The following is a 26836-nucleotide window of genomic DNA, read 5'->3' as shown; positions in this document are numbered from 1 at the left end:
AGGATAAGTGCCTTTATTGTAGCTAAGTTATTTCGCGATGTAACGTTCAACGAATCGAATATCGCGATAGTATGTTTATGCCCCAGGTTCAGCGTTTGGTTCACCACTTGGTTCACCACTCGGCTCTGGAGTGGGAGGAGGACAAGTGTACTCATCGCCGCTTGCGGTTGTGCAAGGCGGGCATGACACGGCATAAGCATTAGTCGCGTCCATACATTTACGGCATTTTGCAGGTGTTAAGTCACTGTTTCGACAGATGGACCATGCAGCATTAAAATAAGTCTTGCCAGGCCCATAGGTAGCGTCATCACTACACCAGGCTGCATTAAAGCACGAATACTTTATACCCGCTATTGTAACTTGATCTTCATTTGAATACTCGTAATCTGCCACATAGGCTGGCGGCATATGAGCAGCCTTAGATGGATCCAGATCCAACGGCGGATTTGCGGAGCCTCCTCCACCGCCTACGCCCCCGCCCACTCCAGCGCCAGTTTTACCTATGGCATAATAACTGTCTGCTTCAAATAAGCTAACTGGGCTAATGGGCATTTCTAACGATTGTGCTCGGCTTACGCCATCCAGTGAGCTCCACTTAAACTCTACTTTTAATTGCTTTAACTGCGTCTTATCACCAAGCCCACCTGCCGCATCAACCGCAACATCCGTTGCATTCACGGTTCGAGTAAAAGTCACCCCATTCACTGTGTGGGAGCTCGCACTACTTAAATAATTAAGCAGCCCACCCGATACAATGGTGGCAAAATTACCATCGGTAAAACCGCGTGCATCATCTAACGATTGCTGAGCTAACCGCGCTGAAATTAAATACTCTTCGGCCTCCGCGCTGGTTTTACGCATGTAGTTTTGCAAACCAATGATACCGGCTACCCCCACACTGATAACCAGTAATGAGATTAAGACTTCAATTAAGCCAAACCCTTTTTGCTTAAGATAGGTCATTCCAGCCTCCTGGTAACCAGTATGCTTGTGCCAAGTTTTCATCAAATTTCTTTTTGACCATATCGAGTAAGTCTTCACGATAAATGACCTTTAGCGATGAGTTGTAAGAAAAAGTGTACTTATAATCAAATACCAAACTGCCGTAAAATTGACCCACAACATTAAATTTTAGGCGAGCGTATTTTCTCGAAGTGTTAGTGGCTGAGGTATTAAAGGCATACAACAAACCATAAAAATTGCCAATGTTTCCCGCAATGATGTTACCTGCTGCATCTCGGTTCATCACATGGCCGTCTTGCACAACGATTGAAACCGGTTTACTGGCAGTGCCTAGGCTACCTAAATTAACCAAGCAGTCTCCTACGACCCAAACCGTTTTCCATGCTGCTGGGTCATTGCCTTGTGTTGATTGCGCCGCAGCTGAAGCCAGATCCGCACAGCCGCTTATTTTTATCACCTTACTGGTGTCGTTGGCAAAGTCTTGCCATTCTGTTTCTTTGACACCCAAATATTTAGCTAAGTTGTCGCCTCGCAGTGCCGCATTATTGGTTTTAACGGGTGAGCCATCTGTATCTAAAGAGCCATCATTTGTCACATCAACCCCTCCAGAATTGATGGCATGCTCTGCTTTCTTTGCATCAATAAGGGTTGGGTCTTTGGATAATACATGGACGGCGCCGGTCATCGTGGTCCCCCCCGCGGTAATGAGCGGCGAGCGAATATCCTCAATGGCAGGGGCAAACACCGCTATCTTTGAAATCGTTCTTTCCAGTGTCCCGCTATCACCTTTACCAGTGGATGCCACCGTCACCAAACCACAACCTGCACACTCATCTGTGATAGCAACGTTGTAAACATCGGCCTTGGCTAATTTGTATACATTTTTTCCATCCACCACATCAGGCGCTAAGCCCGGCACAGAATCCTGCCAACCACTGGTGCTTAAAAAGCTAATGGCATGCTCTAGGCCCGCCTCAGCATTGACGAAGGTTTCACGGTAGCGAAAATCGTTACTGCTAATTTTAGCTTCCATTACGCGCGACTTTACGGAATAAAACGTAAAGCTGGTAGCGGAAATGAGTAATAGCATAGTCACGGTTAGCATGGCTAAACCTGCTTGCTGCTTTTTCATCTTGACTGATTTCATCATCTCAGCATTTCCATATTTCGAATTTGAATCAATGAGGATATCTCTTCATTCGCCGTTGCTTGGGCAATCGAGGTTGCCCCTTTAAGGGTCACTTCCACAAAACGAACCCGTGATTTATCAGGCGCAACCACTTTCTCTGCAAACTCAAGCTTTTCTATGGTGATAAAGTTCTTATCGGTAATCGCTTCCCAAGTGCCACGGCTACAGTTGGTTGACGCTTTGGGGATTGATGAGCCTATTTCAACTTTTTGTGCGTTTAACCGAAAACCAAAGACTTCATCAGCTTCAGGGTCGCCACCGGATTTGTTTCTGTCATACATGAAAATGATGCAGTTATTGGTCCCCGTGCCACCGGCATGGGTAAACACTTTTGCCGACCTTTCTGCAAAAGATACACCTGCAGCACTCACCGTATCTAACCACATAAACCTATTCGCCCCAGAAACCGTGCCCAAGGCATACGATATAGTATCTCCCCGATAACCCGCGCGGCGGATATCAGATTCCATTAGATGCATCACCGCTTGCAGGTCGGTTTTCATGCGGGAGTATTTGATGCTTTTAACATTGTTGACAACGCCACTGACGTATAGGCTAGAGATCATGGCGATCACTAAGGTGCCCAGTACGAGGGAGATCATCAATTCAACTAATGAAAAACCTTTGTGCTTATTTAGATACATTCCTTGTAACCTAATCCTACGTCGCCTACTTGGCAGATTCTTACTCGACCACGTATGCTAGTGATCACCCTTAACTGTTTATGCTGCGCATTTTCTATGCGAATAGTACCTGCATTTGCGGTTAAACGCACGGGTGAAAATCTAACCCTATTGTTCACAAAGTTTACCGGGCGTTCAGTGGCCAGTAGCAGCTGGGAACCATCAATCCAGTCACTGCTGGTATCCTGGCCGTTTAAGGTACAGGAGTTGGCGGTATAACAATCACAGGGATCCTTATTGGTTAATCCTGTGCGCCACTCGTCACCATTTTGGCAAAAATGCAGATAGATAGCTTCATTACGTTTTAATGCCAAGCTCTGTGCATGTTTAATTTGGCTGTAGGTTGCTTCAGCAACCGATTTGAGGTTTTGGTCTTGAATTAGGCTTTGATAGCTGGGCAGACCCACCCCAAGTAATACCCCCATGACAGCTAGAGCTATGATTAACTCTATTAGGTTGAAGCCCTTCTCTTTCGATATTTTGTTAATCATTATACCTACTTAAGCTGCGTTAGTTAATTATGAACAAAAAACAACCACGATACTTCGATCACAGTTTAGTGAAGAAATAGATAGATTTATCACTTAGCATCGATTTAGTGATATTTTTATCATTATTGTGATCAGACTAAAGTCTGGCTAGGCAAGTTGTGTTTTTTCGCTAAGCTCACAGCATGGTTTTGCAATTAGGGAGGGTGAGATGGACGCACAACTCATCTTTGCAAACAGCCCATTTGATTTACTGACTAAATATCAGCAAAAGCTGTTTAGTGATCATCTTGATATCGTGTATTTACCTGAGCAAACGCACTTTCTCCATCAAGGCCAAAGCGCAACCCACTTTTACATCATCATTAAGGGTTTGGTTGAAGAATACAATGCAGCTAACAACACCCTATATACTCATTATTCGAGTCAAGATTTTTTCGACATCCGCAGCCAATTTGGTAGCCCATGTAAGCATGACTATCGCGCCTTAGAAGAAACCCTTTGTTACACCCTGCCAACGGACATATTTCGTGAATTGCTCAGCACCAACCCCGAGTTTGCCGACTATTTTCAACGGGATCTGGCGCAAAAATATGCTCAACTCGAAGCCCGGGAAGGCAGTAAGAATCTATCCGAGTTTATCTTAACCCGTATCGATGACAGCAACTTACAGCCTGCAGTGGTCATTGACGCGAAAATGAGCCTATTACAAGCCACCCAAATGATGCTAGAGCAGAAGATAGAAACCTTACTCGTAGAGCAAGAAGGGGTTTATGGCATGTTGACTGGCACAGATTTATTAAAAGCGGGGATCTTGGCCGGTGAAGATCGCAACAGCCCTGTGGCCAATCACGCTAACTATGGCCTGATCAGCATTGATTACGGGGATTTTCTATTTAATGCCATGCTAGCGATGACTCAGAACCGTATTGAGCGCGTGGTGGTCAAACGTGGCCCGAGTATTGTCGGCATCATAGAGATGTCGCACGTGCTAAGCTTATTTTCGACCCACTCCCACGTGGTCGCCCTGCGCATTGCTCGTGCACAAACCATTGACGAACTGAAAACGGCCGCCCATACCCTTAATAACTTAGTTGAAAACCTCACCAACAACGGCATTAAAATTGTTTTTATCATGGAGCTAATGGCGACCATGAATGGCCAGATCATGGAGAAGCTGTTTCAGCTGTTGCTGCCTAAAGCAATACAAGATCGCGCTTGCTTAATGGTGATGGGCAGCGAAGGGCGAGGTGAGCAAATTCTCAAAACCGATCAAGACAACGGCCTAATAATAGAAGATGATTTAGAGTGGCCAGAGCAAAGCCAAGTACTCACTGAATTTAGTCAGCATTTATTGAGCTTTGGTTATCCGCCCTGCCCCGGCAATGTCATGGTGAGTAACCCAGCTTGGGTGAAAAGCCAAAGCCAATGGCAACAGCAAATCGATAGCTGGATAAGTAGAGGCCTACAAGGCGATACCGACAGCATGATGCAGCTGGCCATCATCAATGATGCCCATGGGGTCGCGGGTAACAAGGCCCTGTTAAAGCCGATTAAACAGCAAATTTTAGCCGGTTGCCATGATCGCGAGCTGATGTTATCGCAGTTTGCTCGTATCGCCCTCACCTTTGCCACTCCTTTGAGTATTTTTGGCAACTTAAAAAGCAAGGATGCCGAATTAGACATTAAAAAAGGCGGCATTTTTACGCTCGTTCATGGCATTCGTTCCCTCGCCATCGAACAAGGCATCGATGTCAATAACAGCTTCGCGCGGACCCGCAAACTCATCGAACTCGGCGTGTTGGACCCCAAACAAGGTCAAGATTTACAGGAAACCTTACAACTGTTTTTTTGGCTTCGCCTTGAACAACACATTACACCGAGTAAAAAAGGGATAAATTTATTAGACATCAACCAACTCACGCCCAACGAACGCGATTTACTTCGCCATGGCCTGCATGTGGTGAAAAAGTTTAAAAGCTTTTTAGCCCATCATTTTATGATCCGTGATTACTAGGGCGTAAAAATGCAGCTAGTACGACTTCTCAGACCTTTTGATAAACGCCGTGCCAAGCAAACCCCGTTTGCCGATATGTTTACCCCCTATCAGGGTGATGAAATTGTGTCGCTGGACTGTGAAACCACCAGTTTAGACCCTAAATCAGCTGAAATTATCACCCTAGCCGCGGTGAAGATTTGCCAGCAAAAAGTGATGATGTCACAAAAATTAAGCATCAAAATCCAACCCAAAACCCCCATCAATGCTGACTCGATCCCCGTTCACCACATCCGAAATCAGGACATTGAAGGGGCCATGAGCATAGAGCAAGCCTTACCGCTTATTTTAAACTTCATCGGCAATCGGCCGATTTTGGGATACTTTATTAAGTTTGATCTGGCTGTTTTGAGCCGCTATACCGAACAAGCTTACGGCTTTCATTTACCTAACCGACCCATAGAGCTGTGCCATGTCTACTATAAGAAGGTTAATACTTATTACCCTGACGCGTGGCTAGATCACAAATTTGAAACCCTAGCGACGACCTTAGACATTCCCATTTTGGGCCGTCATACCGCCATGGGTGATGCTATTACCGTTGCTTTAATGTACCTGCAGCTGAATTACGGGAAACGGCCCAGCCTGCTTTAAAAACCTAATTACTCAATAACTTAGAGATGGGATATTGAAAGCTGAATCAACTCGACGTGACCAATATCAACAAAATGTTACAAAAATTAATATTTAATTGAAGCGGTTCACATAACTTTAACCTTTAGCCCTCTATGATGTTGACCAAGAAAGTAAGCCTCGGTTTTATATGCCCTTAGCCAAAGGTCTAATTGTTAAAAACCCTATTTTATTCGAGTTTAATAATTATAAATGTTCAGGCTTAAACGTACCCCTACGCCTTTTTACGTGCGTTTTAGCAAACTGATAACAATTCCCTTCAAGGAGTGATAATGAGTGATTTAAAGGTCTATCCAGTACAAGAAAACATCGCCAAAAACGCATTGATCGATGATGCCGGCTACCAAAAGATGTACCAAGAATCCATCGTTAACCCAGAAGCGTTCTGGCGTGAACAAGGCAAAATTGTCGATTGGATCACTCCTTATACTAAGGTTAAAAACACCTCATACGATCCAGGCCACGTGAACATCAAATGGTTTGAAGATGGCCAATTAAACGTGTCCGCCAACTGTATTGATCGCCACCTTGCTACCCGTGGTGATGAAGTGGCCATTATTTGGGAAGGTGATAACCCAGCAGAAGACAAAAAGCTCACCTTTAACGAACTGCATAAAGAAGTCTGTCAATTTGCAAACGCACTTAAATCTCAAGGCGTTAAAAAAGGTGATGTGGTGTGTTTATACATGCCTATGGTACCGGAAGCCGCGATTGCCATGTTAGCTTGTACCCGTATTGGCGCGGTTCACTCTATCGTATTTGGTGGTTTCTCGCCTGATGCACTAGCAGGTCGTATTATCGATTCTAATTCCTCTATTGTGATCACTTCAGACGAAGGGGTGCGTGGTGGCCGCTCTGTGCCATTGAAGAAGAATGTTGACGAAGCACTGGCCAATCCAGCGGTCAATAGCATTGAAAAAGTAATCGTACTGAAACGCACCGGTGGTGATATCGCATGGCAAGAAGGCCGTGATGTTTGGTGGCATGAAATCACTGAAAATCAATCTGTACAATGCGATCCTGAGCCAATGAATGCAGAAGATCCATTGTTTATACTTTACACTTCTGGCTCAACCGGCCAACCTAAAGGTGTGCTGCACACCACAGGGGGTTATCTTGTTTATGCCGCGATGACCTTTAAGTATATTTTTGATTATCAACCGGGTGATATTTACTGGTGTACCGCAGACGTCGGTTGGATCACAGGCCACACTTACTTGGTTTACGGCCCACTCGCCAATGGCGCAGCTACTATCTTGTTTGAAGGTGTGCCTAACTACCCAAGTACTGCTCGCATGAGTGAAGTGGTAGATAAGCATCAAGTGACGATCCTTTATACCGCACCCACAGCAATCCGCGCCCTGATGGCAAAAGGCGATGAGGCGACCGCTGGGACTTCTCGTACTTCACTGCGCGTGATGGGCTCAGTGGGCGAGCCGATTAACCCTGAAGCATGGGAGTGGTACTACCGCGCTATTGGTAACTCAAGCTGTCCAATTATGGATACTTGGTGGCAAACCGAAACGGGCGGTATTTTGATTACCCCACTCCCGGGTGCAACGGCACTGAAACCTGGCTCAGCAACCCGTCCATTCTTTGGCGTACAACCTGCATTGGTTGATAACGAAGGGCAAATTCTCGATGGCGCCACCGAAGGTAACTTGGTGATGCTCGATAGCTGGCCGGGTCAAATGCGCACCGTATTTGGCGATCACGAGCGCTTTGAGCAAACCTACTTTTCAACCTTTAAAGGCATGTACTTTACCGGTGACGGCGCACGCCGTGATGAAGATGGCTACTACTGGATCACAGGCCGTGTTGATGACGTATTAAACGTGTCTGGTCACCGTATGGGCACAGCCGAAATTGAAAGTGCTTTAGTGGCTCATCCAATGATCGCCGAGGCGGCCGTAGTGGGCGTCCCTCATGAAATTAAAGGCCAAGGCATCTACGCCTATGTGACCCTCAATGCAGGCGAAGAGCCAACCCCAGAGCTGCATGCTGAGGTTAAGCAATGGGTACGTAAAGAGATCGGCCCGATCGCCACACCAGATGTATTACACTGGGCAGAAGCACTGCCTAAGACGCGTTCAGGTAAGATCATGCGCCGGATCCTACGCAAGATCGCAACGGGCGACACCAGTACATTAGGCGACACTTCGACCCTGGCAGATCCTTCAGTGGTTGATAAACTGATTGAAGAAAAAGCTAAGGTAGTATAAAAGGGGTATTGAAAGCATAAAAAAAAATTCCATTCTACACTCGCTTGCCGGCTTTCTAGCCGGCTTTTTTTTATCTAAAGTGAGTCCACTGGAATTGTAAGATCATGATTTAAATGGCTTTAACATCAACTTACTCATGTATTCAAGCTTTCTTTAGTCAAAATCATCATGCCTTGATCTTTGTCTATATTTATCCGAATTTAGGGTGGTTAAGAGAAGGATCCTGTATAGAGAAATCGATCTATGTCAAAAAAACGCAAAGTGCTGCTCCTTAATGGGCCTAATTTAAATCTACTTGGCAAACGTGAGCCTGAAATCTACGGTGCACAAACCCTTAATGATATTGTGGCCGATCTTACTGTCCTTGCCGATCAACTGGATTTAGAACTCGCTCATCTACAATCGAATCGCGAGTACGAGTTAATTGAACAGATCCATCAAGCTATGGGGAAAGTTGATTACATCATTATTAATCCAGCGGCGTTTACCCATACCAGTGTGGCCCTACGCGATGCATTACTTGGAGTGAATATTCCCTTTTTTGAGGTACACATTTCCAATGTGCATGCCCGAGAAGCTTTCCGCCATCACTCTTACTTAAGTGATAAAGCGACCGGCGTTATTTGTGGCTTTGGCAGCCAAGGTTATGAATTTGCCTTAAGGGCCGTGGCTAATAAAATAATTAACTAAAACATCAAAACTACCCATTTGGGTAGTTACATTAAGATCAAAAACTTGTCATCATTCATCTCGTGCTTACGGTCTACAGTTACATAACAGTGTGAGAGCGGTTGTGTAATCCGTACTTTACGCCATTGACACGAGAGAGCTAATTGGCGATTGCCCGACAATGTCGGGCTTTTTTTTTATCTATAAGCTTATGATATGCTGAGCCTTCCTTGTGCTATTGAGGCAACCAAGATGACCTTGCCTAATCAAACCAACCGATTACATTCGCCTCCTGACATGAATCCCTTTACCGGGTATTTCAATAACCGCCAACAAGAGACCCTTGCCGAACAAGCATTATGGCCAAGCCAATCTGGTGCTTTACGTATCCCCTTGATCATATTTAGTTTAATCATTGTCGGCGCAGGATACTTAGACTATGTACATTATCAATTGAGTTTACATTTCTGGAGCTTACTGGGTCTGCGCCTACTGTTAGCCGCATTGGCTGCTTGTATTTATAAACAAAGTTATCAACGCAACAAACCCAAGCACTTTGATAGCTTGATGGGAATCTTTCAGTTCTACATTTTGTGTTTCTTTTTTGCCTTATTTTATGATCGATGGTTCCTGAGTGGCCTACCCAGTGTTTCTGAAACGTTTTATACGGTTTTGTTTATCAGCTATCCATTATTGGCTTGTTACGTTTTTCCGAGCAGACTCTGGACCTCCCTGTTACTCAGCATGGCTGCCTTTGCCATTTATGTCACTATCTTGATAATGCTGCCTGAAACACAACTCCATTATCATGTGACCGAGCTGATTACTTGTGGTTTCTTTGTGTATTACGCCTATCATCTGATGAAGAGCCGTCATCAAGATCTACGCCAGGTTTGGTTATACCAACAGCATCAACAGCAAAGTCTGGCGCAGGCCGTTAAAGCCAGCCAAGATAAATCCCGCTTTATTGCCGCCACCAGTCATGACTTACGCCAACCTCTCCACAGCTTAGGCATTTACAACGAGCTGTTAAAGCAGCAACATCCATCACCCTATGCCAATGAACTTTTACTTAAATCAGGTCGCGCCATTGATTCCCTTAGCCAATATTTTGAGGCCCTGATCGATATTTCGCGACTGGACAGTGGCACGCTTAAACCCACTTGTTATCACTTTGAACTTGCTCCTTTGTTAGCCAAGGTCGCAGAAGATCTCGCCCCACTGGCATTAAAGCAGCAAATCACATTAAAGGTCATCACCACCAAGCAAATCGTCTTTAGCGACCCGAATTACCTTGGTAAAGTCGTCGAACAACTGGTTAAAAATGCGCTACTGCACAGTAAAGCCAATAAGGTTATCTTGGGAGTACGTAGGCGCGCTGATCGACTTGAGCTACAAGTCTGGGATAATGGCCAAGGCATACCTGCAGATAAATCAGAAACCATCTTTGATGAGTTTAGCCAATTGGCCAATCCTGAGCGAAACCGAAACAAAGGTCTTGGACTTGGCTTAGCCCTGGCTAAAAAGATCTCCAACCTGTTAAAACTCAAACTGACTTTAGACTCTGAGCCTGCTCGCTACACGGTGTTTCGTCTGCAACTTCAGTATGGTGATAAAGGACAGCTCACCCAGGCCGGCGCTCACGCCAAATGTGATCAGGTTGCAAACTCACAGTGCATATTGTTAGTGGATGACGATGAGATGGTACTAGAGGCCATGATCTCAATGTTGGAAAGTTGGCAATATCAAGTCATTAGCAGCTCTTCGCCTGAGGGAGCAATACAATTAATGAGAGCCCACCAAGTGGATGCAATTATCAGTGATTACAACTTACCAGGCTCCTATAACGGGCCTTCACTGTTAACAACATGCAATCAGGTCAAAGGAAGCCAAATACCCGCCATTATTCTCACGGGAGACATCAATATTCCAGTTCAACATAATCATGATGAAACCGGGTATATTTTGCTGCACAAGCCGGTTAAAGGCGCACAATTACGCATCGCCCTAAACAAGATAGTCAATAAATATACCCAATCTACTTGAAGATGCATGTTTCAGAGCGCCACCGTGCTTTCAATACTAGGCACGCTAATGCAGGAATGTAAACACCTTCTAAATTAGCGTAACAACGTAGTGGAAGTACGGTGGCGCTCCCAAAGGGCAAGTTTTACAGGTTGATTGGGTATAAATGGATTAAGCGCGATGAAGTGGTAACAACCCAAGTTCATTGGCTCGGGTAACGGATTCGGTTCGGTTCGATACGCCAAGGGCTTTATATATTCCACGTAAGTGAAACTTAACCGTATCTTCTGAAATGTTGAGTATATCAGCGACCTTTTTATTTGGGTAACCCTTAGCCAATAATTTCAACACGTCCAATTGGCGTGATGAAAGGGTGCAGCGAGCTCGAGCTTGCTCATTTTCTTTATGCCGAGCTAACTCTACCGCGAGCATCTCAGGTACATGAATATGCCCCATAGAGATGTCTTCGATTGCGTTAAGTAATTTCTCTGGCGGGTAAGACTTAGGAATAAAGCCCATCGCCCCTGCGTTTAACACATCAGATATCTGCGCAATGTCTTCCGATGCGGATACCACGGCAACGGGGAACAGCATCGCACGCGCATCCAGTGCTCGCAGTAAGCTAAAGCCGTCCATTTCAGGCATGGCAAGGTCGATCAAAATCAGATCGGGCTGTTCATTTTTCAGCTGGGTTAACGCCGTGATAGCACTGTCAAAAGTCACGACGTTGGCACCTGAGTTTTGCAGCATAAGCTCCATGCCATGCAAAAACAAATGGTGATCATCTATGATGACTATCTTCATTTTCATACTTTAATACTAAACCGCCTTACTCAACTTTTTTCTAATTTAGAATCATAACGATAGACAGAAATACCACTTTTGACTGAGCTTTTGAGCAAAAATCCACCGCCACAACCTTGGCCAGATCACACTTTCGAGACTAAACTCAAGTAGAACTGCAACATTTTTTTAACACCAAACGGGGCAATTGTGAAGTATGAGCTTATTTAGTACTCCTCACACCTCCTACTTTATCATTAGCCTACATCAATATAAGGAGAGTGAACGCCAGCAATGAAGAACAGCCACTCAGTGGCCCTATAGCCGTTGTTTACAACCTCAATGAAGTATTACAAACAGGTAATGGAGACGTTTTATGCTAAGCAAGATGACCTATGAATTACTTCCGACCACTTACTTGGTCGCAGGTATCGGCAGTATCTCTATGCTAGAAACCAGTTATGGCATCATTGCAGGGGCCATTCTCTATTCTGTTGGTGCACTCGTTTGGGTGATGCGCTCAAATTATCGACGCACAGACGAACGTCGCCACCCCAAAAAAAGCCTGTTCATGCTCCCCGAATGGCTGTACGAGTTCGTCCCTTTCTTGCTCATTGCCTGTTCCGCTGTCATTATCCAACTTTCTCAGCAATTTGCAGCTACTATTTCGGCCACGGTATTGACGCTTTATGCCATGCATAAGCTATACCTTCGCTATCAACACCGTCACCATGAGTGGCAAGAGTTGAGTATCTATGCGCCATCAAAGCGTGCTTCATCCCGCAAGGCTAATGTACACAAATAATGTTGGACTGTCATACAAACTAAGTGGTGCTTGCAATGATGAGGGAGACTTCTCCCTCTTGGCTTAGCCTGTATTACCTCGTTATCAACCCAATAAAACAATGCCGCTCACACAAAATCACTTACCGGTGCGACACATTCACGCGCTGCAGATACAAGATATCCCCCCTACAGCCAGCCCATGGCTTTGCTGAGCTAAACGGCGGTGTTACCATTAACTCTATATCGACACCGTCATTATTCGGTCATTACTTGTCTACACGAGAACTCATCATGCCTTGGATCCAACTTAAACTGAATGCCACCTCACAAACCGCCGAACAAATCGGTGAACTATTACAAGATTCAGGTGCACTTGCTGTCACCTTTGTGGACGCTCAAGACACCCCGATTTTTGAGCCCTTACCAGGTGAAACAAGACTTTGGGGTAACACAGATATTGTTGCATTATATGAAGCCGAGCAAGATCTCTTTCCCATCGTTGAGGCGCTGAAACTGCACCCCATTATGGATAACGATTTTGCTTGGAAAATCGAACAGCTAGAAGATAAAGACTGGGAGCGTGAGTGGATGGATAACTTCCATCCGATGAAATTTGGCAAACGCTTATGGATATGTCCGAGCTGGCGCGACGTACCAGACCCTAGCGCGGTTAACGTTATGTTAGATCCCGGTTTAGCTTTTGGTACAGGCACTCATCCAACAACCCATCTCTGCTTGGAGTGGTTAGAAAGTCTCGATCTGGCGGGCAAAACCGTGATTGATTTTGGTTGCGGCTCAGGAATTTTAGCCATTGCCGCATTAAAACTTGGCGCTAGCAAGGTCATCGGCATCGATATCGACCCACAAGCGATTACCGCCAGCCTTGATAATGCAAAACGGAATCAAGTTGCCGACAAAATCGAGTTATACCTTGCCAAAGACCAACCCGAAGGGCTCATTGCCGATGTCGTGGTCGCGAATATTCTAGCTGGCCCACTCAGAGAGCTGTTCGACCCCATTAGCACCTTAGTCAAGCCAACAGGCGTGTTAGGCTTATCTGGCATTTTAGACCAGCAAGCCAATGAGCTAAATCGCGTTTACCAAGCCAAGTTTGAGATGGCAGAGCCCACCATTCGAGATGAATGGGCCCGCTTGTCTGGTACCAAAATCTAACCAAAACGCGACTCTACTCTCTCAAGGCAGAGCACAACCGCTCTGCCGCCAAGTGGAGATACTAAAACCCAGGTCTTTTGCAAGTATTTTTTTTGCAAAATGTCTATTTATTAACCTTTCCTCTGACGCCAAAAATGCGTACACTACGCCGCCCATGTGAGAGGTAAGTGCATTTCATGCGGATTGCAGATTATATTTTAGACAACCCGGTTATTTTAGCGCCCATGGCAGGGATAACCGATCGACCATTTCGTCAGTTATGTCGAAAATACGGCGCAGCGTTGGCGGTGTCGGAAATGTTGTCAAGTAATCCGCGCGTCTGGGAAACCGAGAAATCGAAAAACCGGATGGATCATGAGAATGAATCGGGCATTCGTGCGGTGCAGATTGCTGGGTCTGATCCTAAAATGATGGCGGCCGCTGCGCGAGAAAATGTCGCTAGAGGCGCGCAGATTATTGATATTAACATGGGATGCCCGGCAAAGAAGGTGAATAAAAAGCTAGCAGGTTCTGCCCTTATGCGCGAGCCTGACTTAGTGAAAGCCATCTTGCACAGTGTGGTGGATGCAGTAGATGTCCCTGTTACCTTAAAAATACGTACGGGCTGGGATCCAGAACATCGTAACGGTATTGAGATAGCGCAGTTGGCGCAAGCGGCAGGGATCCAATCTTTAGCTGTACATGGGCGAACACGCCAGTGTATGTATAAAGGACAAGCTGAATACGACACCATCAAGGCGATCAAGCAAAGCGTGACTTTGCCGGTCGTCGCTAATGGCGACATTACCAGTCCAGAAAAAGCGAAAGCCGTACTGGAATATACAGGGGCAGACGCAGTGATGATCGGCCGAGGAGCCCAAGGTCAACCTTGGATATTCCAACAAGTCGCTCATTTTTTGAGTAGCGCAGAGCATCTCGCACCACCAAGCCGTGATGAAATTGCCGCTAACTTACTTGAGCATGTAGCTCAATTACATGAATTTTATGGTGAACTAAAAGGTGCCCGCATTGCGCGTAAACACGTTGGCTGGTACCTAAAAGAACAACCGAATACTGAAGATTTTCGTAAAAATTTTAATACCTTAGAATGTGCTTCGGCGCAACTAAAGGTATTAGAAGATTTTTTCATGCATTAAACTAAACCAAGAAGAGCTGATATCATATGTTCGAACAAAACACTTCTTCTGAAGCGCTAATCACTACAACCAGTGTTCCTGCGACAGGCCAAACGACTCAACGTCCACTTCGTGATTCTGTACAACAGGCGCTCACGAACTACTTTGCCCAATTAAACGGCCAAGACGTGACTGAGTTGTACGATCTAGTGCTTTCTGAAGTAGAGGCGCCTTTATTAGATGTTATTATGCAATACACGCGCGGTAACCAAACCCGTGCTGCTAACATGATGGGTATCAACCGCGGTACACTTCGTAAGAAGCTTAAAAAATACGGCATGAACTAAGGAAAACCTTTAGTCTACTGATTTTTAAAGGCTTAATGAGCAATCATTAAGCCTTTTTTGTAGTTCGCCAACGACCTAAAGTGATGTTGGTAACAAAAATGCTATTCTCCCACCAGCTCAATCTATCCTCTTGTACCAAATGCAAAAAACTAACTAAGCTTAATCAATATTTGGTTCTCTTAAGGCGGGAATAATGGCAAATAACCTAACCCAGTTGCATCATTCCCTCGCAGCACAAACCGCGGCAGCCGCCGATATTTCGGCACAACTAAACCAATCCCGTAAACAAGCAAGCCTGCTTTCTCTGTCGGCAAAAAATTTGTCTGTTATTGCGGTTCGAATTGGTCAAGAAGCCGCAGGACTTAAAGTTCTGTCCTTGTTTTATGACGAGTTTGCACAAAAGTCCATTAAGGTTTCAAATAAAATCAACCAGTTATCAGCCAATATCGCGGCCAACTCGGTAAAACGTTGGCGCAGTGAATTATTTCAGCAGAAAGTGGAACAAGTGCTATGTAGCCAGCCACAGCACTCACAAGACTTACTCGTTCGTAAACTCCAGCTCCGCCAACACAGCTGTCTTCAGTTAAAACAACAAACGGATACGGCGTGTCAAACCTTAGAAGGCTATTTAGAGGAGCTGCTAACATTTATGCAAAGCATGCAAGTGATCGCTATCAATGCCCGAGTTGAAGCAGGGAACCTTCCGTTACATAAAGCGCAATTGGATGACTTGTCCGAAAAAATCGATATCACGACCCGTTCAATACTCGACAATGTTCACGCCTGCCAGCACCGAATGAAGGACATTAAATAACCATGAAAATAGTTGAGCTTTATAAAAATAAACAACATAGCTGGGTAATGCTAGGCAGAGATGAGACTAAACCCGATAAAATCATCGACACCAATCAATACCTCATTAGCCACCATGAGCAAGCTATTCTACTTGATCCGGGTGGCATTGAATTATTTGCGCCTATGTTAGAGGCCTTGGTTAAGATTTTACCCCTAGAGCAGATCAAGCACTTGTTTGCATCGCATCAAGATCCCGACATCATTTCATCCCTTGGTTTATGGGATCAGGTGTTAGATGGCGCCAAATTACACAGCCCTTGGCTATGGGAAGGCTTTATCCGTCATTTTGGCATGGAGCATACCAAGTTTGCCCCCATCCCAGATGAGGGAGGTAGCCTCAATTTGCTCGGCTTAGAACTGCAATTCATTCCCGCCCACTATTTGCACTCATCGGGCAACTTTAATGTTTATGATCCCAAAGCAAAAATACTGTTTAGCGGAGACTTAGGCGCGGCCCTTGAACCCATTGATTCCCCTTTGTTTGTTGAAGACTTCAACAGTCACATCAGCAAAATGGAGTACTTTCATCAGCGCTGGATGCCCTCTGAAATCGCTAAACAGGATTGGATAAAACGAGTGAGAGAGCTGGATATCGAGATGATGTGCCCACAGCATGGCCGCATTTTTAGGGGCGATAAGGTCACTCAGTTTCTGGATTGGTTTGAACAGCTTCCCGTTGGCATCGCCAACCAAACTAGCACTGAGTTAGACAGCAAAAGGTAAACTGAAACCTAAGCTAAAATCGACGCCAGTTAAGCAGCCATCGACTTTAGATTAAGCTCCATGGCCTTAGAAAATTTCGCTTTGCGTTGATAACTTCCTTTACCTTTCTTTGCTTTTTCAATTCGTTGCTTGAAAAGTGGGGTATGCAATACCGCTTTAACCGCGGAATCGTTAATCTGTCCTCTATTATGTAAGTAGCTGACTTCACCCCGGTCTGTTAACTGGCGTTCTACCGCTTTGCGTTTGTTTTTACTCATGATATTCACCTATAAAAAAACCGCGCCTAAAATGGACGCGGTGAAATAATAGTAAGGTAAGATAACGAATTCAAGGTCTATATTTTACTCGTTATCACTGACCGTTTTAGCTACTTATTGATTGCGTTTTAACACAAAATTAAAGAACTCACTGGTGCCGTCATCGTTATCACAGACTAGGGCGCCTTTGATCACGTCTTCACTTTCTTCGCTGATCATTACCGATTCCGCCTTAGCCAACACCGCCTTACCGTCTTTTTGCATAATGGCCGAATAGAATGTGAGGTCAATTTCATTTTCCGTGGAAAACTTCACCATAGGCAGCACACCGACAAAGCTACCTAAAATGTAACCTTTTTTATTGATGTTACTCGACGCTTCAATAGAGGCGGTGAACACCAAGCTATCTAATTTAGCCGAATAGGTTGCGCCTGACAGCCCCGCTTCAAATCCATGCATTTTCGGCAAAATCACTTTTTTGACCACGAGGTGCTCAACTTGTTCGCGCTCACCTAGCATGTATTGCAAAACTTCGTCTGTTTTCAGTTGGTAAATTAAATTATCACCAAAATTACCGCGGTTAAGGATATAGGTAAATTCACCCGCCACCGCTAAACCTTCGATATTAAACTTCTGTTTTTCAGTGAAGTTTCCAGCACTGTGCAACTGACTATAAAGCGGGCTTAATGAACGTTCGATGATTTTTGAGTGATCTTGTGAGATCAAATAGCCCCACTCTCTCACCATGGCTTTTGAGCCTGAGCCTAACACGAGGAAAGCTTTACCTTCTTCAAAGGGGATCAGCGCCATCGATTCATAATCAGGCTTAACACTGCTATCTAGGGTGCCATTTTCTTTTAAGCTTTCGGCCGGAAATTGCTTGATGGTGGTTAAGGAATCAACATTAAACTGCTGATCTAATTTATATAAGAATGGCGACATATCGCTCACCGCGAAGATACTGCCGCCTAAGGTAACCAGTGAAGACGCTGCCGGTACTTTTTCACTATGAACAGGATCGCCAAGCTCTAATACATACTTATGCCCTGTGCGCGCTTGTGCTTGCCCTATCATGGCTGCAAACAGCAGCATCATGGCCAATTTTTTCAACATCCTTGCTCCCGCATTCGATTCTATATTGTCACCAAAAAATGATGGGGCAAACTTTACAAGTTATTGCCTTGTAAATCTATTAATCAACTAGCAAAGCGCCAATAAAAATTTGATTAATCAATAAAAAGAGGGCTGCTTGAACAGGTTAAGGTTGCCGCAGAAAGGGCAACCTTTAGGGGTAAAGCAAACTATGCCAAGCGCTGACAGAGCTTTTGGTAAAGTACCCTCAGCATCAAGAGAGCTAAAACGATACTGGTCATGACGGTCAACCAGGTAGGTAACAATGTATGCTCCTGCGCCGAAAGCGGAGCGACTTGGATATTAAATTCAACCACTAGGTAGTTAGTAAACAGGCCAAATACAATTGACATGCCTATCACGCCAACGAGATAAGCCACTAATGCCCGTTGACCTAGCTCTTTAAACACCACACCTAAGGTTGCCATATTGGTCGCAGGCCCAGCCATCATAAACACTAACACAGCGCCAGGGCTGATCCCCGACATCAATAAACCCGCCGCGATTGGCGTGGATGCCGTAGCGCAGATATACATAGGAACACTCATCAGCACCATCACCAACATGGCCCAGATACTGTCGGCCCATAAGGCTAGAAAATCCGTCGCCACATAAGTTTCCACTAAGGCCGCAAAAAAGAGTCCAATCAGCAGCCAAACACTGATATCGCGCACTAAATCGGTGGCGGCAAAAATAGTGCCTGCGCGAGCTTTGTCCCAGACAGTGCGACTTGCTGCGTTAGGTGTATGTTTAGATGAAGCCGTTGATGAACAGCAAGCATCCACTTGGGCAACCTTACTTTCACTGCAACAGGAGGATTGAATCGGCGCTGACTTAACGGCTTGTTTAGTACTCGCGCAGCAACTCCCTTGATTCACATCGCTATGACAACAAGTGTCGTTATCATGTTGGATTGACTGCTTTACGTCACCTTTAGCCGCAAAAATAGCTTCTTCTTTACCCACTAATAACCCCGCGACGATGGCACTGACGATGGCAGCAATCGGCCTAATGATCGCCATAAAGGGCCCCAATAAGGCGTAAGATACCGACACAGAATCAACACCGGTTTCAGGTGTGGCAACAAGAAATGCGGTGGTGGCATTTTTTGAGGCACCGCTGCGACGCAGTCCCAAGGCGGCGGGGATCACGCCACACGAGCATAACGGCAAGGGAGCACCAATAAAGGCGGCTTTGATGGTGGCCTTACTCCCTTTCCCCCCTAAGTGCCTGGCTAAAAAGTCACTTGGGATAGATTCTTTAATGAGCCCCGCTACCAGCAATCCAAGTAACATCCAAGGCGCAGCCTCCATAAATAAATCAATAAAATTAGCAATTAACATAAGGCCTCCTGCTCACTGGCCGCTAACGCTTCTAATATAGAGCAATGACTGGCCGATTCGGCCCCGCCGCAACATGACTCACTGAGCTTTTGTAAAGAGGCGCGAAAAATCTCAAGCTCTTTAATCTTGGCTTCCACTTGCGCCAGTTTGGTATCGGTAATGTACTTGGGCTCGGCGCAGCTGTGTTCATCGCTGTCGAGCTGAATGGACAACAATTCAGTGATTTCATCCAAAGAAAAGCCCACGCTTTTGGCACGCAAGATAAAATTTAACTTGGCTTCATCGGCTTTGTTATAGAGACGATAGCCAGCCGCATTTCTGGCACTTGGCGCCAATAAGCCTGATTTTTCATAAAACCTTAGGGTGTCGGTTTTCAACCCACAGCGTTTTGCCATTTCACCTATTCGGAACATTGGTCATTCCCTACTCTAATTAAATAACGACGCCAGTATAAAGTTTAGACCTTACTCCAAGGTCAAGACTTTTTTGCATCGATACAGCAATAAAAAGTTGGTTTGATCACAACTCTGACACCATTTTGGCGCTTTTTTATGCAAAAAATCGCCACTAAATCCGTTTTTATTCCGTTTTTTCTGGTTAAAATCAGCGCGAATTAAGGTAGAATAGCCGCCAATTTTTACAGGCCTATAAGAAAAACCACACGCATGTAAAAAATCTATCGCCATGCCCATTTAATCAACTAGCAACTAGGCTGCTTTAATCGGCATGGGATAGCGAAATTGTTTTACCCACCTTTAAAATCAATAACGGGAAGAAGTAGAAATGGACATAGCTCGACCAATTAAACGTGCGCTGATCAGCGTATCTGATAAAACAGGCATCGTTGAGTTTGCTCGTGAGTTAGCGCAACAAGGCGTAGAAATTCTATCTACCGGCGGCACGTTTAAGTTACTGGCTGATAACGGCATTAAAGTAATCGAAGCATCCGACTACACCGGACATCCAGAAATCATGGATGGCCGTGTTAAAACACTGCATCCGAAAATTCACGGCGGTATCTTAGGTCGTCGTGGCACCGATGAAGGTGTGATGGCTGAAAACAACATCCAACCCATTGATATGGTAGTTGTGAACCTATACCCATTTGCAGCGACCGTTGCTAACCCTAACTGTAGCCTAGAAGACGCTATCGAAAACATTGATATCGGTGGGCCAACCATGGTGCGCTCAGCGGCGAAAAACCACAAAGACGTCACCATAGTGGTTAATGCCAGTGACTATGATCGCGTATTAGCAGAAATGCAAAGCAACAGCGGTAGCCTAACCTACCAAACACGTTTTGACCTTGCGATTGCCGCATTTGAACACACAGCCCAATACGACGGTATGATTGCCAACTACTTCGGCACTAAAGTACCTAGCTACGGTGAAAACAAAGAAGGTGATGCGGAATCTAAATTCCCACGTACTTTCAATGTTCAGCTACAAAAGAAACAAGACATGCGTTACGGCGAAAACAGCCACCAAGCGGCTGCTTTCTATGTTGAAAACGACATTGATGAAGCGTCTGTTTCTACCGCTCGCCAAATTCAAGGTAAGGCCCTGTCTTACAACAACATCGCTGACACAGACGCAGCCCTAGAGTGTGTTAAAGAATTCAGCGAGCCAGCGTGTGTGATTGTTAAGCACGCCAACCCTTGTGGTGTTGCCCTAGGTGACAACATTCTTGAAGCGTATGATCGCGCTTACAAAACCGACCCAACGTCAGCTTTTGGTGGCATCATCGCGTTTAACCGCGAGCTAGATGCGGACACAGCCGAAGCCATTGTATCGCGTCAATTTGTTGAAGTGATTATCGCGCCAAAAATCAGCGCAGCGGCAGAGCAAATTGTGGCAGCAAAGAAAAACGTGCGTCTACTTGAGTGTGGCGAATGGAGCGACAAAACCAAAGGTTACGACTTTAAGCGCGTTAATGGTGGCTTATTAGTTCAAGATCGTGACCAAGGTATGGTGAGCTTAGACGACCTTAAAGTGGTTACCAAACGCCAACCTTCTGAGCAAGAGCTAAGCGATGCACTATTTTGCTGGAAAGTGGCTAAATACGTTAAGTCGAACGCCATTGTTTACGCTAAAGACAAGTGGACCATCGGCGTAGGCGCAGGTCAAATGAGCCGCGTTTACAGTGCTAAGGTTGCCGGTATTAAAGCCGCTGATGAAAACCTAGAAGTAGCAGGTAGCGTCATGGCATCTGACGCTTTCTTCCCGTTCCGCGACGGTATCGACGCAGCGGCGGAGGCGGGTATCACGTGTGTGATCCAACCAGGTGGCTCAATGCGCGATGACGAAGTAATTGCCGCGGCTGATGAGCACGGCATGGCCATGGTATTTACTGGCATGCGTCACTTCCGCCACTAATTTCTGCGGCGCAACGGCCTAAGTATTGCTTAGGCCGTTTTTGTCTTATTTCGGCTAATGCGCTCGTTCTTCGAGGCTTGGCATTGAAACGAATTGAATCAAGGAATCCCCATGAAAGTTTTAGTAATAGGTAGCGGCGGCCGTGAACATGCCCTAGCTTGGAAAGCGGCACAAAATGCCAATGTAGAGACCGTATTTGTAGCACCGGGTAATGCCGGCTCTGCCCTTGAAGCCAAGGTAGAAAATGTCGCGATAGGTGTTGAAGACATCGACGCCCTCGTTAAATTTGCCCAAGACAACCAAGTAGAACTGACGATTGTCGGCCCTGAAGCGCCGCTGGTTATTGGTGTGGTTGATGCATTTCGTGCAGCGGGCCTAAAATGTTTTGGCCCAACGAAAGGCGCAGCCCAATTAGAGGGTTCAAAAGCCTTCACCAAGGACTTCCTTGCTCGTCAAAATATCCCCACCGCTTGGTACCAAAATTTCACTGAAATCGAGCCGGCCGTTGCTTATATCAAAGAAAAAGGCGCGCCGATTGTGGTTAAGGCCGACGGCCTAGCGGCGGGTAAAGGCGTTATTGTTGCCATGACCGAGCAAGAAGCCATCGATGCCGTTAACGACATGTTAGCCGGCAATGCCTTTGGTGAAGCGGGTAGCCGCGTGGTTATCGAAGAATTCCTAGACGGCGAAGAAGCGTCTTTCATCGTGATGGTCGATGGTAAAAATGTACTGGCCATGGCAACCAGCCAAGATCACAAACGTGTTGGTAACGGCGATACCGGACCCAACACGGGTGGCATGGGCGCTTACTCCCCTGCACCTGTGGTCACGCCAGACATTCATGAGCGCATCATGAACGAGGTTATCTATCCAACAGTGAACGGCATGGCAGCAGAAGGCAACACTTACACAGGTTTCCTTTACGCAGGTCTCATGATCATGGCCGATGGCACACCAAAAGTGATCGAATTTAACTGTCGTTTTGGCGATCCAGAAACCCAACCTATTATGCTGCGTTTACAGTCAGACTTAGTTGAGCTATGTCTAGCAGCAGAAGCGGGTGAATTAGACAAGGTAACGGCAGAGTTTGATCCACGCGCCTCTGTCGGTATCGTGTTAGCCGCAGGTGGTTACCCTGGCGATTACGCTAAAGGTGAAGTGATCTCAGGTTTACCAACAGAGCAAGTCGAAGGTGAGAAAATCTTCCACGCCGGTACTAGCCTAAAAGACGGTAATACCGTCACCAATGGTGGCCGAGTGCTTTGTGCCACCGCCCTTGGTAACACAGTCACCGAAGCTCAGCAACGTGCTTATAAGCTAACCAAGCAAGTTTGCTGGAAAGATTCGTTCTACCGCACCGATATCGCTTATCGCGCGATTGCGCGTGAGCAAGCAGCTAAATAAAGCTGTGGGAGCTGCAGTTATGCAGCGATAAATGGTGAGATTCAACAGCCAAATCGCCCCATTACTGGGGCTCCTACAAGCGCCACCAACAAAAAAGCCAGGCTCAGCCTGGCTTTTTTTATATGCAATCTTTTGATTATGCTTTAACGGCGTCTTTTAATGCTTTACCCGCTACAAAAGCTGGGATATTTGCCGCAGCAATTTGAATTTCAGCACCGGTTTGTGGATTACGGCCTGTACGTGCAGCACGGTGGTTCACTTTAAATGTACCAAAACCAATTAGCTGTACTGGCTCACCGTCTTTTAAGCTTTCGGTAATGCCTGCTAAAACTTCTTCTAATGCAGCTTTAGCTTGTGCTTTAGAAAGATCGGCTTTTTCAGCGATGGCATCAACCAGTTGAGTTTTGTTCATGTGACTTCCTTTCCAAGGTCGTTGTGGACTTAATAGCGGGTTCAATGTATTCAAAAACAACGCCGTGCGCAAAGGGTTTATCTCTTAAAACTGCCTAACCGTCTGCCCTTTAACCAACTTCTGCGTGTAAGCTCACAATTTAGCCGCTACTTTTAACTAAAACGCGGCTAGATGATTGAAATATAATCGCAACAAATCGCCATCTTCGACATTTTCACACAATAAACACACCCCAAATATGCAAAATGGTCTCCCCGTTGCGCGATGAGATGGTGCTGAAATATTGCACAACAGCTTCCTTTCCCCGAAACAGGTAAAAATGAACAAGGATTCATTTAAAAAGGCTTTTCCTTCAGAGAGAATGAAGTAAACTATTTTTTTACCGTATCTTTGACCTAAACATGGCTTACAGGAGCGACCTTGTTTCTTTTAACTTTCTATTTGGCATTAGCCGTTGGTGTTTCATTTGTTTGTTCGGTGTTAGAAGCCGTCTTGCTCAGCATCACGCCTAGTTATATTCGTGCTCAAGCGATCAAACATCCGACTCGTAGTGCCCAGTTAGAACAATTGAAGCAAAAAATTGATCAACCTTTGGCGGCTATCTTGACTCTCAATACCATTGCCCATACCGTTGGGGCAGCAGGTGTTGGCGCACAGGCGGCCGTCATTTTCAACAACCAATACATCGGCATTACCTCGGCGGTACTGACCCTGATTATCTTGGTATTCTCTGAAATTTTGCCAAAAACCATCGGCGCAACCTACTGGCGTCAATTTGGTTTGTTAATTGGGCCTATCTTGATCGTGATGATTAAGTTGCTGAAACCTTTTATTTGGTTATCCGACGTCATTACTCGCTTAATTGGTAAACAACACAGTGAGCATCAGCACATACGTGAAGAAATCGCCGCCATGGCGCACCTAGGCAGTGAGACCGGCCAGCTAGCCGATAACGAAGGTAAAATCATTAACAGCCTGCTGAGTACCCGTGACACTAAGCTGAAAAATATTATGACGCCGCGTACCGTTTTATTTTCAGTCGATAAAAACATGACAGTGAGTGAATACCTAAGCCAACATGCAGATGCCCCTTTCTCTCGTATTCTGCTCAGCAGTAAAGAAAAAGACAATGTGATTGGCTATGTTCACAAGCATGACATTTTAATGAACCAACAAGTTGACGAAAACGTGAAGCTGGGGCAACTGCTACAGCCTATTTATGTCGTACCTGACACGGCTGCGATACCGACCTTGTTCCAAAGTTTATTGGAAAAGCGTAATCACATTGCCCTCGTCGTTGACGAGTATGGCGACGTGCAGGGAATAGTGACGATGGAAGATGTTGTTGAAACCTTGCTCGGAATCGAAATCGTTGATGAGCAGGATAAGATAGCCGACATGCAACGCTTAGCGAAAGCGCGTTGGATCCGCCATCAGCGTAACACCGATGGCATTATAGAAAAACCAGAGTAATATGTTGGGGTTAGTCTAAGCTAATCCCTATATTGCTGATGCCCTGATTACGAGCAAATTTTCTAATCGCTTTGAGTAAATCTGGGCTTCTTTGTTTATCAAGCTGGTCAATTAACGTTTGTTGAAACGCCAGCTCTTGCTCCATTAATTCATCTGCAAAAATCTCGTCTTCCGATAATGCTTGCTCCGATGTCGCCTCGATAAAACTGGCCACTGTGGCGATAGACGTTTGACTGGCATTAATGGCTTCTTCAGCATCGTCTTGCTTGTTTAACATTAAGTTGAAAGCGCAGGTCATCACCACGCACGCATCCAAGGCAGGATACACACCATACATGTCATAATCTTCGACATTAGGAATGGCTGACTCAAAATGCTCACTTTGGATTTCAAAATTGACCTTGGCATTTTTTACGATCAACTTTTCCCAAAACAGGTCCAGTATTTTGCGAAATTGAGCCTGCCCCGCAAACTCGGTGCCTTCACAAAACAAAACATAATTGGGGTACATACGCTCAGCCAGAGCGATGCAAAAAGTCACTTGTTGCCATGGCGCAAATTGATTAAGTTGCTTATTAATGTTTTTTACCACAATGTAACCTGCTAAGTGCTTAAGGATAAAGATGCGACACACACTACTGATACTGAGCCAAGACGCCCTGCAATATCAACAAGCCCTAGCAGACAAGTTGCCGGCCGATGTATCGATGTTGGTGAGTGATAATATCGACTCTGTCGCCTCGATGCAGCAACAAATTACCTTAGCACTGGCTGAGCCCGCATTAATTCGACCACTGTTACCCAAACTTCCCAATCTGCAATGGCTGCAGTCCACCTTTGCGGGAGTTGATGCCCTCGCCGGTGCAAGTTTAGCTGACTCATGCCAAGTAACTGGGGTTAAGGGCATTTTCGGACCGCTCATCAGCGAGTATGTGTTTGGTCACTTGCTCGATTATCAGCGCCAATTTGGCCTCTATCGGCAGCAGCAAGGCCAGCAGCGATGGCTTTCTCATGGCTATCACAGTATCCAAGGCATGACCATCTTGATAGTGGGCACCGGCTCTATTGGTCAACATGTCGCGCAAACGGCGCGTCATTTTGGTTTAACAACACTGGGCGTGAATCGAAGCGGTCAACAGCGAGAAGACTTTTTACAATGTTATCCACTCTCGCAGTTACACACCGCCCTCTCCCAAGCCGATATTGTGGTCAATTCTTTGCCACTGACCAAAGAAACCCAAGGCTTATTTAATGCTTCGTGCTTTAAGCAAATGCCCCACTACAGCTTATTTTTCAATGTGGGTCGCGGCGCGAGTGTAAACGAAAAGGATTTGTATGATGCGCTAACGCAGCGACAGATAGCTCATGCCTTTTGTGATGTGTTTTCAGTGGAGCCTTTAGCTAGCGACTCACCACTATGGCGCTGCCCACATCTCACCATCACCCCCCATATTGCGGCAATCAGCTCGCCGCAACAGGTCGCGCACATTTTTCTGGATAATTTTCTGCGCAGGCAGCAACGTCAGCCGCTATTGCATCAGATTGATTTTACACTGGGTTACTAAATGGCTGATTGGCTGCGTTAATCGTGAAATCCATGACGAAACGCCCTAAGAGCCGATTAAAGGTGAGTAAACTCTCATTTATAAGGATTGCGTTTGGCGTTGTCGATTTATCAGGCTAAATTTAACCCTGCTCTGGTATGAGCAAGGTGATGCACAATAAGTGTG

General features: G+C 45.7%; 26 protein-coding genes. 15 read left to right on the top strand and 11 right to left on the bottom strand.

The genetic code is table 11. From position 1 onward, the window contains the following. Positions 1 to 75: 75 nt before the first annotated feature. The 4 genes from K6Y21_RS15080 to K6Y21_RS15065 are packed head-to-tail and all read right to left on the bottom strand — an operon-like array spanning position 76 to position 3326. Positions 76 to 963: a type IV pilus modification PilV family protein gene (locus K6Y21_RS15080; RefSeq protein WP_233072678.1), complete on the bottom strand. Its 888-nt coding sequence runs from the start codon at positions 961 to 963 to the stop codon at positions 76 to 78. Next, the gene (locus tag K6Y21_RS15075; RefSeq protein WP_233072676.1) at positions 950 to 2113 is read right to left on the bottom strand and encodes a hypothetical protein; all 1164 of its coding nucleotides are present in this window, start codon (positions 2111 to 2113) and stop codon (positions 950 to 952) included. The genes K6Y21_RS15080 and K6Y21_RS15075 overlap by 14 nt, the downstream gene beginning before the upstream one ends. Continuing rightward, positions 2110 to 2796 (bottom strand): prepilin-type N-terminal cleavage/methylation domain-containing protein, encoded by a 687-nt coding sequence (locus K6Y21_RS15070; protein ID WP_233072675.1) that lies wholly within the window; start codon positions 2794 to 2796, stop codon positions 2110 to 2112. Before K6Y21_RS15070 ends, K6Y21_RS15075 begins: the two co-directional genes overlap by 4 nt. After that, on the bottom strand, positions 2787 to 3326 hold the full coding sequence (locus K6Y21_RS15065) for a GspH/FimT family pseudopilin (RefSeq protein ID WP_233072673.1): 540 nt from the start codon (positions 3324 to 3326) through the stop codon (positions 2787 to 2789). The genes K6Y21_RS15070 and K6Y21_RS15065 overlap by 10 nt, the downstream gene beginning before the upstream one ends. Positions 3327 to 3534: 208 nt before the next feature. Between K6Y21_RS15065 and K6Y21_RS15060 the strand changes: the two genes are divergently transcribed. From K6Y21_RS15060 to K6Y21_RS15040, 5 genes are all read left to right on the top strand, one after another. Beyond that, positions 3535 to 5340, top strand: a complete 1806-nt coding sequence (locus K6Y21_RS15060) for a DUF294 nucleotidyltransferase-like domain-containing protein (RefSeq protein ID WP_233072671.1) — start codon at positions 3535 to 3537, stop codon at positions 5338 to 5340. 9 nt (positions 5341 to 5349) lie between these two features. Beyond that, positions 5350 to 5973: a 3'-5' exonuclease gene (locus K6Y21_RS15055; protein ID WP_233072669.1), complete on the top strand. Its 624-nt coding sequence runs from the start codon at positions 5350 to 5352 to the stop codon at positions 5971 to 5973. A 311-nt stretch (positions 5974 to 6284) separates the two neighbouring features. After that, the gene (gene acs / locus K6Y21_RS15050) at positions 6285 to 8234 is read left to right on the top strand and encodes an acetate--CoA ligase (protein ID WP_233072667.1); all 1950 of its coding nucleotides are present in this window, start codon (positions 6285 to 6287) and stop codon (positions 8232 to 8234) included. Between the two features lie 243 nt (positions 8235 to 8477). Further along, a complete protein-coding gene (gene aroQ, locus K6Y21_RS15045; RefSeq protein WP_233072665.1) occupies positions 8478 to 8924 on the top strand; it encodes a type II 3-dehydroquinate dehydratase in 447 nt (148 codons plus the stop codon). A gap of 231 nt (positions 8925 to 9155) precedes the next feature. Beyond that, the gene (locus tag K6Y21_RS15040) at positions 9156 to 10949 is read left to right on the top strand and encodes an ATP-binding response regulator (protein WP_233072663.1); all 1794 of its coding nucleotides are present in this window, start codon (positions 9156 to 9158) and stop codon (positions 10947 to 10949) included. A gap of 150 nt (positions 10950 to 11099) precedes the next feature. Here K6Y21_RS15040 and K6Y21_RS15035 read toward each other — a convergent pair whose 3' ends face one another. Next, on the bottom strand, positions 11100 to 11738 hold the full coding sequence (locus K6Y21_RS15035; RefSeq protein WP_233072662.1) for a response regulator transcription factor: 639 nt from the start codon (positions 11736 to 11738) through the stop codon (positions 11100 to 11102). A gap of 349 nt (positions 11739 to 12087) precedes the next feature. On the opposite strand from K6Y21_RS15035, the gene K6Y21_RS15030 reads away from it, so the two are divergent. The 6 genes from K6Y21_RS15030 to K6Y21_RS15005 all read left to right on the top strand — a co-directional run bounded on the left by K6Y21_RS15030 (position 12088) and on the right by K6Y21_RS15005 (position 16710). Continuing rightward, the gene (locus K6Y21_RS15030; RefSeq protein ID WP_233072661.1) at positions 12088 to 12516 is read left to right on the top strand and encodes a hypothetical protein; all 429 of its coding nucleotides are present in this window, start codon (positions 12088 to 12090) and stop codon (positions 12514 to 12516) included. Between the two features lie 272 nt (positions 12517 to 12788). Continuing rightward, positions 12789 to 13670 carry a 50S ribosomal protein L11 methyltransferase gene (gene prmA / locus K6Y21_RS15025; RefSeq protein ID WP_233072733.1) on the top strand — a complete coding sequence of 294 codons (882 nt, stop codon included), beginning with the start codon at positions 12789 to 12791 and terminating at the stop codon, positions 13668 to 13670. A gap of 176 nt (positions 13671 to 13846) precedes the next feature. Further along, entirely contained in the window at positions 13847 to 14806 is a 960-nt protein-coding gene (gene dusB / locus K6Y21_RS15020) for a tRNA dihydrouridine synthase DusB (protein WP_233072659.1), read from the top strand. Positions 14807 to 14832: 26 nt separating this feature from the next. After that, positions 14833 to 15132: a DNA-binding transcriptional regulator Fis gene (gene fis / locus K6Y21_RS15015; RefSeq protein WP_233072658.1), complete on the top strand. Its 300-nt coding sequence runs from the start codon at positions 14833 to 14835 to the stop codon at positions 15130 to 15132. 193 nt (positions 15133 to 15325) lie between these two features. Next, the gene (locus tag K6Y21_RS15010; RefSeq protein WP_233072657.1) at positions 15326 to 15946 is read left to right on the top strand and encodes a hypothetical protein; all 621 of its coding nucleotides are present in this window, start codon (positions 15326 to 15328) and stop codon (positions 15944 to 15946) included. Positions 15947 to 15948: 2 nt separating this feature from the next. Further along, positions 15949 to 16710 (top strand): oxygen-binding di-iron domain-containing protein, encoded by a 762-nt coding sequence (locus tag K6Y21_RS15005; protein WP_233072656.1) that lies wholly within the window; start codon positions 15949 to 15951, stop codon positions 16708 to 16710. 29 nt (positions 16711 to 16739) lie between these two features. Here the strand turns inward: K6Y21_RS15005 and K6Y21_RS21305 are convergent, their stop codons facing one another. The 4 genes from K6Y21_RS21305 to zntR all read right to left on the bottom strand — a co-directional run bounded on the left by K6Y21_RS21305 (position 16740) and on the right by zntR (position 19854). Next, a complete protein-coding gene (locus tag K6Y21_RS21305) occupies positions 16740 to 16967 on the bottom strand; it encodes an alternative ribosome-rescue factor A (protein ID WP_285229751.1) in 228 nt (75 codons plus the stop codon). A gap of 114 nt (positions 16968 to 17081) precedes the next feature. Next, the gene (locus K6Y21_RS14995; protein ID WP_233072655.1) at positions 17082 to 18080 is read right to left on the bottom strand and encodes a DUF6929 family protein; all 999 of its coding nucleotides are present in this window, start codon (positions 18078 to 18080) and stop codon (positions 17082 to 17084) included. Positions 18081 to 18268: 188 nt separating this feature from the next. Beyond that, positions 18269 to 19441 carry an SO_0444 family Cu/Zn efflux transporter gene (locus K6Y21_RS14990; RefSeq protein WP_233072654.1) on the bottom strand — a complete coding sequence of 391 codons (1173 nt, stop codon included), beginning with the start codon at positions 19439 to 19441 and terminating at the stop codon, positions 18269 to 18271. Continuing rightward, positions 19435 to 19854 carry a Zn(2+)-responsive transcriptional regulator gene (gene zntR / locus K6Y21_RS14985; protein ID WP_432757999.1) on the bottom strand — a complete coding sequence of 140 codons (420 nt, stop codon included), beginning with the start codon at positions 19852 to 19854 and terminating at the stop codon, positions 19435 to 19437. Before zntR ends, K6Y21_RS14990 begins: the two co-directional genes overlap by 7 nt. 370 nt (positions 19855 to 20224) lie before the next feature. Here zntR and purH point away from each other — a divergent pair, with 370 nt between their 5' ends. Together purH and purD are read left to right on the top strand one after the other, a co-directional pair. After that, on the top strand, positions 20225 to 21817 hold the full coding sequence (gene purH / locus K6Y21_RS14980) for a bifunctional phosphoribosylaminoimidazolecarboxamide formyltransferase/IMP cyclohydrolase (protein ID WP_233072653.1): 1593 nt from the start codon (positions 20225 to 20227) through the stop codon (positions 21815 to 21817). 111 nt (positions 21818 to 21928) lie between these two features. After that, the gene (gene purD, locus K6Y21_RS14975; RefSeq protein WP_233072652.1) at positions 21929 to 23221 is read left to right on the top strand and encodes a phosphoribosylamine--glycine ligase; all 1293 of its coding nucleotides are present in this window, start codon (positions 21929 to 21931) and stop codon (positions 23219 to 23221) included. 136 nt (positions 23222 to 23357) lie between these two features. Here the strand turns inward: purD and hupA are convergent, their stop codons facing one another. After that, positions 23358 to 23633 (bottom strand): nucleoid-associated protein HU-alpha, encoded by a 276-nt coding sequence (hupA, locus tag K6Y21_RS14970; RefSeq protein ID WP_119910462.1) that lies wholly within the window; start codon positions 23631 to 23633, stop codon positions 23358 to 23360. 420 nt (positions 23634 to 24053) lie between these two features. Here hupA and K6Y21_RS14965 point away from each other — a divergent pair, with 420 nt between their 5' ends. Next, a complete protein-coding gene (locus K6Y21_RS14965) occupies positions 24054 to 25106 on the top strand; it encodes a hemolysin family protein (protein ID WP_233072651.1) in 1053 nt (350 codons plus the stop codon). A 10-nt stretch (positions 25107 to 25116) separates the two neighbouring features. On the opposite strand, the gene K6Y21_RS14960 is transcribed toward K6Y21_RS14965, so the two are convergent. Then, on the bottom strand, positions 25117 to 25698 hold the full coding sequence (locus K6Y21_RS14960; RefSeq protein ID WP_233072650.1) for a YjaG family protein: 582 nt from the start codon (positions 25696 to 25698) through the stop codon (positions 25117 to 25119). Positions 25699 to 25729: 31 nt separating this feature from the next. Here K6Y21_RS14960 and K6Y21_RS14955 point away from each other — a divergent pair, with 31 nt between their 5' ends. Continuing rightward, entirely contained in the window at positions 25730 to 26671 is a 942-nt protein-coding gene (locus tag K6Y21_RS14955; protein ID WP_233072649.1) for a D-2-hydroxyacid dehydrogenase, read from the top strand. The last annotated feature ends 165 nt before the right edge of the window (positions 26672 to 26836 follow it).

Origin of the sequence: Motilimonas eburnea (assembly GCF_021295345.1) — a bacterium.
GTDB classification, from domain to species: domain Bacteria; phylum Pseudomonadota; class Gammaproteobacteria; order Enterobacterales; family CBDFNC01; genus Motilimonas; species Motilimonas eburnea.
The sequence above is the reverse complement of the archived record's forward strand: the minus strand, read 5'-3'. Positions and strand labels throughout refer to the sequence as shown.

Excerpts from the sequence above, each read along its gene's own strand:
- K6Y21_RS15060 (WP_233072671.1), top strand. The coding sequence starts at position 3,535 with ATGGACGCACAACTCATCTTTGCAAACAGCCCATTTGATTTACTGACT.
- hupA (WP_119910462.1), bottom strand. The coding sequence starts at position 23,633 with ATGAACAAAACTCAACTGGTTGATGCCATCGCTGAAAAAGCCGATCTT.
- K6Y21_RS14995 (WP_233072655.1), bottom strand. The coding sequence starts at position 18,080 with ATGTTGAAAAAATTGGCCATGATGCTGCTGTTTGCAGCCATGATAGGG.
- K6Y21_RS15035 (WP_233072662.1), bottom strand. The coding sequence starts at position 11,738 with ATGAAAATGAAGATAGTCATCATAGATGATCACCATTTGTTTTTGCAT.
- K6Y21_RS15040 (WP_233072663.1), top strand. The coding sequence starts at position 9,156 with ATGACCTTGCCTAATCAAACCAACCGATTACATTCGCCTCCTGACATG.
- K6Y21_RS14990 (WP_233072654.1), bottom strand. The coding sequence starts at position 19,441 with ATGTTAATTGCTAATTTTATTGATTTATTTATGGAGGCTGCGCCTTGG.
- dusB (WP_233072659.1), top strand. The coding sequence starts at position 13,847 with ATGCGGATTGCAGATTATATTTTAGACAACCCGGTTATTTTAGCGCCC.
- acs (WP_233072667.1), top strand. The coding sequence starts at position 6,285 with ATGAGTGATTTAAAGGTCTATCCAGTACAAGAAAACATCGCCAAAAAC.
- K6Y21_RS15070 (WP_233072675.1), bottom strand. The coding sequence starts at position 2,796 with ATGTATCTAAATAAGCACAAAGGTTTTTCATTAGTTGAATTGATGATC.
- prmA (WP_233072733.1), top strand. The coding sequence starts at position 12,789 with ATGCCTTGGATCCAACTTAAACTGAATGCCACCTCACAAACCGCCGAA.
- K6Y21_RS15055 (WP_233072669.1), top strand. The coding sequence starts at position 5,350 with ATGCAGCTAGTACGACTTCTCAGACCTTTTGATAAACGCCGTGCCAAG.
- fis (WP_233072658.1), top strand. The coding sequence starts at position 14,833 with ATGTTCGAACAAAACACTTCTTCTGAAGCGCTAATCACTACAACCAGT.
- K6Y21_RS15030 (WP_233072661.1), top strand. The coding sequence starts at position 12,088 with ATGCTAAGCAAGATGACCTATGAATTACTTCCGACCACTTACTTGGTC.
- K6Y21_RS15080 (WP_233072678.1), bottom strand. The coding sequence starts at position 963 with ATGACCTATCTTAAGCAAAAAGGGTTTGGCTTAATTGAAGTCTTAATC.
- K6Y21_RS21305 (WP_285229751.1), bottom strand. The coding sequence starts at position 16,967 with ATGAGTAAAAACAAACGCAAAGCGGTAGAACGCCAGTTAACAGACCGG.
- K6Y21_RS14955 (WP_233072649.1), top strand. The coding sequence starts at position 25,730 with ATGCGACACACACTACTGATACTGAGCCAAGACGCCCTGCAATATCAA.
- K6Y21_RS15005 (WP_233072656.1), top strand. The coding sequence starts at position 15,949 with ATGAAAATAGTTGAGCTTTATAAAAATAAACAACATAGCTGGGTAATG.
- K6Y21_RS15065 (WP_233072673.1), bottom strand. The coding sequence starts at position 3,326 with ATGATTAACAAAATATCGAAAGAGAAGGGCTTCAACCTAATAGAGTTA.
- zntR (WP_432757999.1), bottom strand. The coding sequence starts at position 19,854 with ATGTTCCGAATAGGTGAAATGGCAAAACGCTGTGGGTTGAAAACCGAC.
- K6Y21_RS15075 (WP_233072676.1), bottom strand. The coding sequence starts at position 2,113 with ATGATGAAATCAGTCAAGATGAAAAAGCAGCAAGCAGGTTTAGCCATG.
- purD (WP_233072652.1), top strand. The coding sequence starts at position 21,929 with ATGAAAGTTTTAGTAATAGGTAGCGGCGGCCGTGAACATGCCCTAGCT.
- purH (WP_233072653.1), top strand. The coding sequence starts at position 20,225 with ATGGACATAGCTCGACCAATTAAACGTGCGCTGATCAGCGTATCTGAT.
- K6Y21_RS15010 (WP_233072657.1), top strand. The coding sequence starts at position 15,326 with ATGGCAAATAACCTAACCCAGTTGCATCATTCCCTCGCAGCACAAACC.
- aroQ (WP_233072665.1), top strand. The coding sequence starts at position 8,478 with ATGTCAAAAAAACGCAAAGTGCTGCTCCTTAATGGGCCTAATTTAAAT.